We start from the raw sequence: 13,165 nt of genomic DNA, 5'->3' as shown, positions 1-13,165 counted from the left end.
GAAGCAATTAAATAATTGAAAATTGAAAAGTAATTGTTCTGATATGATAAAAAGAAACCTGGTTATACCTGCCTTAATACTATTCTCTGTTTTTTCAGCCACAGCTCAGGAAAAGAAGCAGGAGACCACTATCAAGAGGGAGGTTACTCTCTATAATCCCTATAAGCCTTCACTTCCTGAATCAAAGAAGAGAAGTTTTCTTCCGGATATGAATGATACAATGAAGGTGAAGCCTGATTTTCGCTATGAGGTCAATTCACAACCATTCCTGCCTGCATATACTGTAAGCCCGTTGAAAGCGGCTGCACTTCTGCCCGATCCGCTCACTAAGCTGTATAAAAGCTATGTGAATATCGGTCTAGGCAATTATATTACCCCGCTCGCAGAAATAAGTATAACAAATGAGCGGTCTAAGAAAGGTACTCTGGGTTTTTATGGACGTCATTTCTCCTCCAACGGTAAAGTTAAGCTTCAGAACGAAGAAAAGGTTTTTGCCGGCTATATGGATAATGAGATATCCCTGTTCGGAAGGAAATTTTTTAAAAAGAGTCTCTTTGAAAGTTCAATCGATCTTGCACAGAAAACCAGATACGCTTACGGATACGATACAAGCCTGTTCAATTATTCTCCGGAAAAGAAAGACATCAGACTTGGTTATAATAATCTGGGTGCCAGGGTTTCATTATCATCATTAACAACAGATTCCAGTAACTTCTCCTACGATTTTGATCTCTGGTATAACTTTTTTTATAATGGTAAAAACCTCTTCCAGCATAATGCCGGCTTCAGCGGGATAATGGCAAAATCATATAAGGGATTTTATGTGGGATCAGGTATCGGATACGATCTTGACAGAATCTCTGACAGGTTCCTTACCAAACCTAAATTTATTGCCTCTGTTAGCCCTTTTATAAAGAAGAGCAGTGAACAGTGGAATTTCAAACTTGGCTTCCAGGCCCTGCTTGACAGAAACATGACTGATTCACCTGAGTTTCATATATATCCTGATATGAACTTTGGATTCAACATAGTTCCTTCATATATAAGTTTCTTTACAGGACTATCGGGCAAAATGGAGAAGAATGATCCGTATAAAATAATATCTGAAAATCCTTTTCTCCTGAGGGATGGCAGTCTTTTTACTTTGCCGAATACAGACCATAAGCTAATAGTACTCGCTGGACTGAAAGGAAACTCAGGCCTGGGTGGCAACTACCTGTTATCAGCATCATACTCTCTTGTTGATGACATGCTGTTCTATACAAATACTGTTTGTAAGGACACAATCCTTATTTCAGGCAGGGGAAACTATTTTTCTCCGATATCAGATGAGGCAGAGATTCTTAATCTGCATGCAGAGATTTCAGGAGAAATAAATGATAAATTATCTTATGGTGCAAAGGGTGACTTTTACCGCTACACGCTGGCAGAAAATGCTTCTGCCTGGAATAAGCCTTCCTGGGATGCATCTGTTGGATTGAAGTATAATCTGAAGGATAAAATTATTGCCGGAATGGAATTGTCGGCAGAAGGGAAGAGAAAAGTTATTGTAAATGGCGATCTTATAGGAATTGATGTATTATTCCCTGTAAGCCAGTTTGAATTTCCTGCTCACTTTAACCTTAACCTGAGTGCTGAATACCGTTATTCAAAGATTCTTTCATTCTGGGCTAGATTCAATAACATATCATACAACCGCTATTACGAGTGGGCCTATTACCCTTCAATGAGGTTCCTCGGTATGATAGGGTTCACTTATAGTCTTTAGCCCCCCAACCCCCCTGAAGGGGGGCTTATTAAAAACCCGGATTTAGAACCCCCTTTAGGGGGCAGGGGGCAAAACATTAAAAGATTCCTTTTGTTAATTTCTTAACACTAATTGTGGATTATTTTCATAATTATTTTGACGAAAAACCGTTTTAAATCCGTATATTTGCAGATGTAATTAAAATGCATAAAATCAGTACATTATAACTACAAAAACTTAGTTGGTTCTGATACCCCAACGCAAAGAAATATGTTGATTAAATAATAGAGGAATAATGAGTGAGAAAGAAAAGAAATTGCAGGACAGTATAGATTATTCAGCAGATAATATTCAGGTACTCGAAGGACTTGAGGCTGTAAGAAAAAGACCTGCAATGTACATTGGTGATATTGGCATAAAAGGATTGCATCATCTTGTATATGAGGTTGTTGACAACTCGATTGATGAGGCGCTTGCAGGCTATTGTTCAAATATTGAGGTAATTATACATGAGAATGGCTCAGTAACTGTAAATGATGACGGAAGGGGCATACCTACCGGGATAATGGAGAAAGAGCAGAAATCAGCTCTTGAAGTTGTTATGACAGTCCTTCATGCCGGTGGTAAGTTTGACAAAGATTCATATAAGGTCTCCGGTGGTCTTCACGGTGTTGGTGTCTCCTGCGTAAACGCTCTGTCAGATAAACTGACTGTTGTTATTCAGAGAGAGGGTCAGGTATTCCAGCAGGAGTACTCAAAAGGGAAACCTGTTACAGCAGTGGAAGTCACAGGCAAATCTGATAAATCGGGAACATCTGTTACATTTAAACCCGACGGAACAATATTTCAGACAACCGAATTCAACTTCGAGATCCTTGCAGCACGTCTGCGTGAGCTTGCATTCCTGAATAAAGGAATAGTTCTCACTATTAAGGATATGCGCGAGATTGTTGAAGATGGAAATGGCGGTTCGCCCCGCAGTGAGATCTTTCACTCTGAGCAAGGACTTAAAGAGTTTGTAGAGTACCTTGATGCTAACCGTGAAAGACTGATAGAAAAAGTCATTCATATAACCTACGACAAAACTGAGATACCGGTTGAGATTGCCCTTCAGTATAATAACTCTTTCTCTGAAAATGTGCATTCATATGTAAACAATATTAATACTATTGAGGGAGGAACTCACCTTGCAGGTTTCAGAAGGGGCCTAACCCGCACACTTAAGAAATATGCCGAAGACTCCGGTGCAACATCAAAACTGAAATTTGATATCAATGGTGACGATTTCCGTGAGGGTCTCACAGCTATAGTCTCTGTTAAAGTCCAGGAACCACAGTTTGAAGGCCAGACAAAAACAAAACTTGGTAACTCTGAGGTTATTGGAGCTGTTGATCAGGCTGTAAGCACAATGCTGGCAAACTATCTCGAGGAGAATCCGAAAGATGCAAGGATCATAGTCCAGAAGGTTATTCTTGCCGCTACAGCACGACATGCTGCCCGTAAAGCCAGAGAACTGGTACAGCGTAAAAACGTGCTTTCGGGCTCAGGACTGCCAGGTAAACTGGCCGATTGTGCCGACAGGGATCCTGCACATTGCGAAATCTATCTGGTCGAGGGTGATTCTGCAGGCGGCACGGCAAAACAGGGACGTGACAGACGTTTTCAGGCTATTTTACCACTAAGAGGTAAGATCCTCAATGTTGAAAAAGCAATGCAGCACAGGATTTATGAGAGTGAAGAAATCAAGAATATCTTTACTGCACTTGGTGTCAATATAGGAACAGAAGAAGACAGCAAGGCTCTTAATCTGAGCGGATTACGTTATCATAAGATAATAATAATGACTGATGCCGACGTTGACGGATCTCATATCACTACCCTTATTATGACTTTCTTTTTCAGGTATATGATTGATCTTATCAAAGGCGGGAATATCTATATCGCCACACCACCTCTCTACCTTGTTAAAAAAGGCAAGTCTGAGCGTTATTGCTGGACCGAAGAAGAGCGTGAAGCTGCCGTGCAGGAAATGGGACAGGGAAAAGAATCTTCTGTAGGTATTCAGCGATACAAAGGTCTCGGTGAAATGAACGCGGAACAATTATGGTCAACAACTATGAACCCTGAAACCAGGACTCTCAGACAGGTGACTATAGAGAGTGCAGCTGAGGCAGATCATATCTTCTCGATGCTGATGGGAGATGAGGTTCCTCCGAGAAGAGAGTTCATCGAAACCCATGCAAAATACGCAAGGATTGACGTCTAAGATCTGTAAAGTGCAGAAAAATATTCTTATTCTGATACTGATCCTGACTTCACTTTCCGGCAGAAGTCAGGATCCTGATAAGACTATTCGCTTAATCTTCGATGAGGCCTTATCTGATAATACTGCTTACAGTAATCTTGAATACCTGAGTAAGAAAACCCCCGGGAGGATAAATGGTTCTCCTGCTGCCGCCAGGGCGGTTGAATTCACCAGGCAGGCTCTTATTGATGCAGGCGCCGATTCAGTGTGGCTGCAGAAGGTATCTGTACCTTCCTGGGATCGCGGAACAGAAAAATGTACTGTAGTTTCAAAGGTTAAGGGTAAAAAAGTACTCCCCATATCAGCTCTTGGTCTGTCCGTTGGAACTTCTTCAAAAGGGGTGGTTGCAGAGATTATTGAAGTTCATGATTTTGAGGAGTTGAAGGTTCTTGGACGGAACAGGATTGAAGGGAAGATAGTTTTCTTTAACAGACCAGTTGACAATAAGTTAATCAATTCATTTTCAGGTTACGGAGGGGCTGTTAATCAGCGTACTCAGGGAGCATCCGAAGCTTCAAAATTCGGAGCAATTGCCGTAATAGTCCGCTCAGCGACCCAGGCTCTTGATGATTACCCGCATACAGGAGCATTGCGATATGAAGAAGGTGTAACTAAAATTCCGGCTGTAGCTATTTCAACTAAAGGAGCAGAACTTTTAAGTAACTGGCTCAGGTCTGATCCATCACTTAAAGTAAGCCTGATCTCAACCTGCAAAAACAATCCCGATACCTGGTCTTATAATGTCATAGGTGAGATCAGAGGCTCGCAGAATCCAAATGAATTCATTACAGTCGGTGGACATCTTGATTCATGGGATATTACTGAAGGTGCACACGATGATGCCGGAGGTTGTGTACAGGCAATTGAGATGATAAGGATTTTTAAGAAACTGGCAATCAGGCCAAAACGGACAATAAGGGCTGTAATGTTCATGAATGAGGAGATGTCGGGAACTGGCGGAAGAACATATGCAGAAGAAGCAAAAAAGAAAGGTGAAAATCATTATGCAGCTCTTGAATCTGATCGTGGTGTTATGAGTCCGCGCGGATTTGGATTTGACACGGATGGCATGAAGCTTGAGAAACTGCAGTCTCTTTCGAAATACTTTATACCTTATAATATACGTGATTTTGATAAAGGAGGCGGAGGTTCTGATATCGGACCGCTAAAAGCACTTGGGGCACTACAGATTGGCTATATGCCTGACACACAGCGATATTTTTCATATCACCATTCCGCCAACGATACATTTGAACAGGTAAACATCCGCGAATTACAAATGGGCAGCGCTGCTATCGCTTCCCTGATTTACCTCATAGATCTTATGGATTTCTAGCTCTGTGGCTCTCTGTGATTCCTCTGTGGAACTAAAAGAACTGACACAGAGAGACACTGAGAAGTCACAGAGAGACACAGAGTGATAACTACATCGTAGAAAGTTAAACTCCGAAAACTTTTCTTTTTATTTCCACTGCATCATCATTGCAGACTTCGCTGCAGCAGAAACATCTGATGCACTTGCTGTCTGTCAGAACAATATATTTCTTATTTGAAGAAAGAGGTTTGATTGCCTGAACCGGACAGATATTTACACACTTCTGGCAACCGGTGCACTTATCATGAATAAATACAGGTCTCCTCTCAAATTTTCTGAGGAAGCTAATCCTGTGCATCACAAACTTAAACGCGATGTTGTTAATGTGTGAAATAGGAACTTTCAGGAAGCCTTCTTTTATAATTGATTCTATCTCAGGACCATCATAAACTATATCTTCAACTGATTGAAGCCATATTTTTCTGAAAAGGGCAGTTCTTGAAGTCGGGATAACCATAGGATCATAGCCTGCAACCCTGGTTGCAATAATGTCGAGTGCAAGCGGATTGGTTGATCCTAAAAGGAGTCCGACATTTGTTGGGAACCCTCTCCCCGGACCTGGTCCTTCCATTGCCATTATGCCATCCATTAGAAAATAGTCAGGAGTAACTATTTCATTCAGATCGACAAGAAATTCACCAAAACTATTTCTTTCCTGATGCAGTGCATGTTGCTTCGCTTTGGTGAATCCGGGTACAAGTCCCAGTGTGTTTTTAATTGCCCCTGTGAAATAAACCAGTTCGTGATTTTTGAATTTAGGAACAGAGATAATAAGATCAACCTCACCGGTGACTGATGCAATTTTTATTTTTTGCTTTTTAAGTTTTTTCTCAACCGGACTTAATGTGAAATCAACCCATTGTGCCCCGGTTGTTTCACAAACTTTGGAGATTCCGGATTTTTCACCTTTAAATCGCTGGGTATGAACTGCCGGCGAATCGCCAACCATAACCGCTGAAGCACCTTTTGACTGAAGAAAACGAATCATAGCCTCAACCACCACAGGATGTGTACTGATGCATTTTGCAGGATCATCATCAGTAAGGATATTAGGTTTTACAAGGACTCGCTTGCCTTTTACATCTGGTCCCTCTGTAATTCTGTAAATCTCTGAAATGTTATCAAAAACATCATGGAGATTGTACTCTTTGCACTTCCTGACAGCTATCTTTTTATTCATTCAATATTGTTTCTTTGATTATCTCCTCTATACCGGTAATTAAATGCCGGGATGTACCGGTATAATTATTAATTAATATACTGAAGATCATTTGTTTTCCCGATATGGTTGTAAAGTAGCCTGCATAACTTCTTACTCTTGTCATTGAGCCGCTTTTTGCTTTTAATCTGGTATCGAAAACAGGATCCCTGAAGTAGCTTTTCAGAGTTCCCTCTTTCCCGGCTTCAGGCAGGGAGTTATAGTACTCTGGAAAGTACTTTCCGTATCTTTTCATATAATATAATACGCCCGCTAATCCTTTGGCAGTTATCGAGTTCACCGGAGATAAACCACTTCCATCCTCGATAAACATTCCGTCTTCGCCTATGCCGGAATTTCTCAGGAATCCTTTCACAACCTCAACACCGGCATCAGTTGAACCATTCCCTGAATACTTTTTGCCAAGTTCTTTAATCAGGTGTTCCGCATACAGGTTAACGCTTTCATGATTTAGAACTTCTATTATCTCTGACAGCGGAGGTGAGGTGGTTTCCGCAATCTGTTCCAGCTTTTCCCTGGTGGCTATCTGCTCCAGTCTGAAGGTTGTTGGTTCTTCTGAAACAACTATGCCCGATGCTGTTAGTTCATTGTTAATCATTTTAGCAATAAGCCGCGGAGGATCAGCTACAGATGCTTTCAGGACAAAATCATCAAGGTTTGCAGGTATTGTTCCTGCCAGCCAGCCATTTGTACTGTAGGGTGCGGCAAATACGTAACCTTCATCTGCTGTACCGGCAGCCGTAAGCCAGTTTGAAAATTCTGTTCTGCATTCATCCGGTATGATTTCTTTTACAACCAGCTGCGAATCTGCACTTGTCATAAATCTGATCTCATAAGTATTATCAAAAACAGAAAGTCCGTATGCTCCTGCTCCGTAATAGTTTCCGGCATCTTCCCATAACCACTTCGCAGGAACAGGTTGAAAATCATAGTATGAGTCATCAGTAATGACTCTTCCTTCTATCTTTTTTATTCCAAGCTTTTTGATCTCAGTTATCCATGTGTCAGAAAAATCTTTGTAATAATCTGGAAAATATGGCGATCCCAGGCAAGGATCTCCTCCTCCCCGGATGACAATATCCCCTTTAAGTTTTCCGGTCCTTTTATTTAATACTCCCGTATAGCCTACAATTGTTTTGAATGTATATTGAGGTCCCAGTAACTCAATTGCTGCTGCTGTAGTAACAAGCTTCATAACAGATGCAGGAGTAAGGCTTTTTTCCGAATTAGATTCAAGTACCGTTTTTCCGTTTTCCGAGTCAGCAATGAATAGTGATACAGAAGCATGTAACATTGATGAATCTGCAAGCAACCTGTCCAGTGCGTTCCTTTGTGAGTAGGAGCACAGGCCGGAAAATAATAAAGTGAGGGTAATGAAATATTTCAACATTTCTATGCCGGTTTATTCTGCTCAAGTGTTGACAATAATCCGCAGGCTGCCTGAATATCAACACCTCTGCTTGCCCTGATAGTAGTTAAGATTCCCTTGGCATTAAGCGCTTCCTTGAAATTTATTGTCGTTCCAAGGTCGGGGCTCTGGAACTCCGATCCAGGAATCTGATGAAAACGTATTATGTTAATTCTGCATTTTATCCCGTTGAGTATTCTTGCCAGCTCTTTTACATGACGCGGAGTGTCGTTTAATCCTTTAAAAAGTATATACTCAAATGAGATCCTTCGCTGACTGTTGATCTCAAAATTCCTGATGATATCGAGTACCTCTTCGACTGTATTAGTCCTTTGAATTGGCATAAGTTTCCGTCTCTCTTCATCGAAAGGGGAGTGCAGACTTACTGCCAGATGACACCTGCTTTTTTCAAGAAATTCTTTGATGCCGGCAACTAATCCTACTGTACTGACTGTGATTCTGGTAGGACTCCATCCATAGCCCCACTCATTTGTAAGTATGTCAAGTGTTTTGAGGAGTTCATTTGTATTATCGAGTGGCTCACCCATGCCCATAAAAACCATATTGGTTAAGTTCTTGAATTCCGGGAGGCTCCTGAACTGATTCAATATTTCATTTGACGTGAGGTTTCCCTGGAATCCCTGCTTACCTGTCATGCAAAAGACACAGCCCATCTTACATCCCGACTGTGAAGAAACGCAAATTGTAGCACGCTCAGTATCAGGAATATATGCTGTTTCTATATACTTGTCATTCAGAACTTTATACAGGTATTTTTTAGTGCCGTCTGTACTCTCTGAGGAGCTTACGGGAGGATAGAGGCCTATTTCATAATCGGCAGATAGCTGTTCCCTCGTTTTTTTTGAAAGGTTTGTCATCTCCTCTATTGACTGGATCTCTTTCTTGTAGAGCCAGTCAGCCATTTGCCTTGCAGTAAATCCGGGTAGACCTACCCTTTTTGCAACTGCAATCAATTCGTTTAATGTCTTACCGTATAGTCTTTCTTTTTGCATCATTAATTAGTTATTTAACCACGGAGACACAGAGAACACAAAGTTTCACGGAGTTAAATCTCCTCTTCTCCCTTTCTCACTTTCTCTCTTTCTCCCCCTCATTTAATTAAACCCGTAACCCGCTTTCTGCAGGTCTTTCAACGACTTGAATGGCCTTGGTGGTGTCAGGTATTTGTTCAGATGGTTGTAGATCTTCATTCTGATTTCCTTTGCTTCCATATAGTCCATTCTGTCAAATGAATGTCCACCGGGCATATCCTTAAAAATTTCATATTCAAAATTCTTTTTGCCGTCAGCTTTAAGTGACTTGATAAGATGTTCCACTTCAAGAACATTGACATCCTCATCATTGGTATTTGTATGAATAAGAAGGGGTGTGTTCTGATATTTTTGTGTCTGCCATGCCGGTGATCGTTTCCGGTACTCTGCCACATTCTGGTCAGCCGGTTTTCCTATCGGTGGCTGTTCTGAGAAAAGGTCGCGGTATTCCTGGTTTTTATAGCCCATGCGAGCGATAAGGTCGCTCACCGGAACTCCAGTAAATGCTACTTTATAGTTAGCCGGGTACTCGAAAATGTTGAATAGTGCAATATATCCGCCATGGCTCCAGCCTATAATCCCGACTCTCTCCTTATCAACAATTGAATAATTATCGATCATATACTGACGGCTGGCATCCACATCCTGTACCTCGAGGCCACCGTAGTCAATATTGTTGTACATTCCGGCTCCATAACCTGTAGATCCTCTGTATTCTGCAGCGGTTACAATATATCCCTGAGAAACCATTTCTCTGATTATATGGGTATAATATGTATCGAAGTTGGCATGTACACCTCCATGGGGAAATACCAGTAGAGGATATTTTTTTGAGGGATCAGCATCTTTCGGGATAAAGATATAATTCCAGAATTTTACCGGATTTCCTGCTCCCTGTCCTGTCGGATTTCGCTCTTTGGCAAGAGGAGGACCTGTAATGTAGACTTTGTCGATGAATGCAATATCTCCAACTTTGTTATACCACTGTACATCATCGATCTTTTTTCCAAGAATATCAAATTGATGGCTGAGATCTTCAAAGTTGGAATTTATCCTTTTTATCTCCTGCATCAGCTCGGTATTTCCAGGCTGGGCATATAGTCCTGAGACTGAAACAAAAATTGAAACTACTATAAAGAACAAATTTGAAATAAGTTTTTTCATAATATAATAGGTTTATTTAGATCCTTTTTTACCACAGAGACACGGAGATCACTGAGTTTCACGGAGCTTTCATCTCCTCTTCTCCCTTTCTCCCTTTCATTCTTCACCCTTAATGTCAAATTGTCCTGACAAAAATAATCTACTGACATACATATCTGGATTAAAACTGACATTTCGATTGTCTTAAACGGAGAATCAGGCAATAGTTATTAAAATCTGTTAAATTGAATAATAATCATTGTTAAAGAGTTGTTAAATGTTAGATTATCAATGTAAAAATGCATGATCTTTGTAAAACAATACCGTGTAAAATCGGTTATAAAGATATTAATCTTTTGCTAAGGCATGAAAATTGAAAAATTAAGTATAGAGACAGGACAGTTAAACTTAAAACATGAAGATATGAAAGGAAAGTATTTATTAGGAGGATTTGTAATGGCTCTTCTTGGAGCTACAATAGCACTTTTTGCTTACACAAGGATAATTGATAAACCAACAGTTGTAGTAACTAAGGACTCTTCGGGCGTAGACGTTCAGAACGCCAGGGCATTTCTGACTTCGATGCAGATGCAGGAAGGACAGATAGATTTTACTTATGCAGCTGAGCAGACTGTTCATGCTGTAGTTCATGTTCGAACCAAAACTATGGTTGCCGGACAGGCAGATAATCCAATTATGGAATGGTTTTATGGTGACAGGTATACCAGACCAAGAGAGGTGCAGGGATTCGGATCAGGTGTGATTATTTCAGCCGATGGATATATAATCACAAATAACCATGTTATTGAAGATGCCGAATCTGTTGACGTTAAATTAAATGATAATAGAACGTTGACTGCCGAAGTTATCGGTCGGGATCCGGGAAGTGACATCGCACTGCTTAAAGTGAAGGCAGATAATCTTCCGTATATTAAGTACGGCGACTCTGAACAGCTTAGATTGGGTGAATGGGTTTTGGCTGTAGGTAACCCCTTCAATCTTACATCTACTGTAACAGCAGGTATTGTAAGTGCAAAAGGAAGGAGCCTTGGACTCAATAGCGGAAACTACAGGATAGAATCATTCATCCAGACTGATGCTGCACTGAATATGGGAAATAGCGGAGGTGCTCTGGTAAATACAAAGGGATTACTTGTGGGAATAACATCTGCAATTTATTCTCCCAATGGCGCATATGCTGGGAATTCATTTGCAATACCTGTGTCGATCGTTAAAAAGATTGTTGATGATCTGAAAGAATTCGGTGAGGTTCAGCGAGCTATTATCGGTGTTAATATTAGAGATGTCGAGTCAGAAGATGCTGAAAAACAAAATCTTAATGAAGTTAAAGGCATTCTTGTAACAGGCATTATTGCAGGAGGCTCTGCTGAAGAAGCTAATATGAAAGTAAATGATGTAATTATTAAATTTGATAACAAGCAGGTTAATACCACTTCTGAATTGCAGGAACAGGTTGGAAAACATCGTCCTGGTGATAAAGCTACCGTTACTTATTTAAGAAATGGTAAAGAGGTTACAATTCCTATTGTACTTAAGAACGCAGCAGGCACAACCAGTGTGGTAACATCAGATATGACAGATAATATTATCTATGGAGCCAGACTGGAACCGATAACTTCAGCCGATAAACGTAATTACAGAATAGAATCAGGTGTAAAAGTGGTAGAGCTGAAAGATGGAAAATTCAAGGATTTTGGTATGCCAAAGGGTTATATTATTACCAGTGTGAACGGCAAAAAGGTAAATTCTGCTGACGATGTTCTTCAGGCTACAAATAACGAAAAGACGCTCAGGTCAATAGGAGGTATTCAGCCGGATGGAGGAATCTTAAATTACCAATTCGGGAATTAAAAATCATCAATTACATAAGTTGTTGATAATAAGGGGATTTAAAATATTAAATCCCCTTTGAACAACAATAGTGAATTATATTTGTTTATAGATAAATAAAGCAATATCTTTGCGGAAATTTTTTCGGAGGCATAATGAGACAACTAAAGATTACCAAATCCATAACGAACAGGGAGAGTGCTTCACTCGACAAGTATTTACAGGAGATTGGTAAAGAGGAGTTGATATCGGTAGAAGAAGAAGTTGAATTGGCTCAGCGTATAAAGAAAGGCGACAGAGCTGCTCTTGAGAAACTCACCAAAGCTAACCTGCGTTTTGTTGTATCTGTTGCAAAACAGTATCAGAACCAAGGACTTAGCCTTCCCGATTTAATCAATGAAGGAAACCTGGGCCTGATTAAGGCTGCAGAGAAATTTGATGAAACACGTGGATTCAAGTTTATCTCGTATGCTGTATGGTGGATACGGCAGTCAATCCTTCAGGCTCTGGCTGAACAATCAAGAATCGTCAGGTTACCTCTTAACCAGGTAGGTTCACTCAATAAAATAAATAAGGCTTTCTCAAAATTTGAACAGGAGAACGAACGTACTCCTTCACCTGAGGAACTAGCTGATGTTCTTGAGCTTCCTAAGGAAAAAGTTACTGATACTCTCAAAGTTTCAGGACGTCATGTATCTGTTGATGCCCCTTTTATTGAAGGTGAAGACAACAGTCTGCTTGATGTACTTACAAACTCTGATTCACCGGTAGCTGACAAGCTTCTCATGGATGAATCTCTCTCAAGAGAGATCTACAGGGCGCTTGCAACTCTTACCGAAAGAGAAAGAGATATTATCAGATTCTTCTTTGGAATAGGTTGTCAGGAAATGACACTCGAAGAGATCGGTGAAAAATTCGGTCTTACCCGTGAAAGAGTCCGCCAGATCAAGGAAAAGGCAATCAGGAGGCTCAGACACACATCACGTAGCAGATTATTGAAGGGATATCTGGGTTAGATATACCATTATTACTATAGAAAAGGCGCTGTGAAAGGCGCCTTTTTTT

9 protein-coding genes are annotated in these 13,165 nt (G+C 40.6%); 5 read left to right on the top strand and 4 right to left on the bottom strand.

Annotated elements, in window-relative coordinates; translation table 11 throughout:
- Positions 1-43: 43 nt before the first annotated feature.
- The 3 genes from IPJ16_14170 (at position 44) to IPJ16_14160 (ending at position 5,388) form a co-directional block, all read left to right on the top strand.
- The gene (locus tag IPJ16_14170; GenBank protein MBK7628318.1) at positions 44-1,768 is read left to right on the top strand and encodes a hypothetical protein; all 1,725 of its coding nucleotides are present in this window, start codon (positions 44-46) and stop codon (positions 1,766-1,768) included.
- Positions 1,769-2,042: 274 nt separating this feature from the next.
- Positions 2,043-4,013 carry a DNA topoisomerase (ATP-hydrolyzing) subunit B gene (gene gyrB / locus IPJ16_14165; protein MBK7628317.1) on the top strand — a complete coding sequence of 657 codons (1,971 nt, stop codon included), beginning with the start codon at positions 2,043-2,045 and terminating at the stop codon, positions 4,011-4,013.
- A complete protein-coding gene (locus IPJ16_14160; protein MBK7628316.1) occupies positions 3,985-5,388 on the top strand; it encodes a M20/M25/M40 family metallo-hydrolase in 1,404 nt (467 codons plus the stop codon). Before gyrB ends, IPJ16_14160 begins: the two co-directional genes overlap by 29 nt.
- 103 nt (positions 5,389-5,491) lie before the next feature.
- Here the strand turns inward: IPJ16_14160 and IPJ16_14155 are convergent, their stop codons facing one another.
- From IPJ16_14155 to IPJ16_14140, 4 genes are all read right to left on the bottom strand, one after another.
- On the bottom strand, positions 5,492-6,607 hold the full coding sequence (locus IPJ16_14155) for a DUF362 domain-containing protein (GenBank protein ID MBK7628315.1): 1,116 nt from the start codon (positions 6,605-6,607) through the stop codon (positions 5,492-5,494).
- Positions 6,600-8,036 (bottom strand): D-alanyl-D-alanine carboxypeptidase/D-alanyl-D-alanine-endopeptidase, encoded by a 1,437-nt coding sequence (dacB, locus tag IPJ16_14150; GenBank protein ID MBK7628314.1) that lies wholly within the window; start codon positions 8,034-8,036, stop codon positions 6,600-6,602. The genes IPJ16_14155 and dacB overlap by 8 nt, the downstream gene beginning before the upstream one ends.
- A gap of 2 nt (positions 8,037-8,038) precedes the next feature.
- On the bottom strand, positions 8,039-9,070 hold the full coding sequence (gene rlmN, locus IPJ16_14145) for a 23S rRNA (adenine(2503)-C(2))-methyltransferase RlmN (protein ID MBK7628313.1): 1,032 nt from the start codon (positions 9,068-9,070) through the stop codon (positions 8,039-8,041).
- 99 nt (positions 9,071-9,169) lie between these two features.
- The gene (locus IPJ16_14140) at positions 9,170-10,270 is read right to left on the bottom strand and encodes a S9 family peptidase (GenBank protein MBK7628312.1); all 1,101 of its coding nucleotides are present in this window, start codon (positions 10,268-10,270) and stop codon (positions 9,170-9,172) included.
- Positions 10,271-10,672: 402 nt separating this feature from the next.
- Here IPJ16_14140 and IPJ16_14135 point away from each other — a divergent pair, with 402 nt between their 5' ends.
- Positions 10,673-12,121 carry a trypsin-like peptidase domain-containing protein gene (locus tag IPJ16_14135; GenBank protein ID MBK7628311.1) on the top strand — a complete coding sequence of 483 codons (1,449 nt, stop codon included), beginning with the start codon at positions 10,673-10,675 and terminating at the stop codon, positions 12,119-12,121.
- A 134-nt stretch (positions 12,122-12,255) separates the two neighbouring features.
- Positions 12,256-13,116, top strand: a complete 861-nt coding sequence (locus IPJ16_14130; protein MBK7628310.1) for a sigma-70 family RNA polymerase sigma factor — start codon at positions 12,256-12,258, stop codon at positions 13,114-13,116.
- Positions 13,117-13,165 lie beyond the last annotated feature (49 nt).

The sequence above is a fragment of the Bacteroidales bacterium genome, from assembly GCA_016709865.1.
Lineage (GTDB): Bacteria > Bacteroidota > Bacteroidia > Bacteroidales > VadinHA17 > LD21.
The sequence above is the reverse complement of the archived record's forward strand: the minus strand, read 5'-3'. Positions and strand labels throughout refer to the sequence as shown.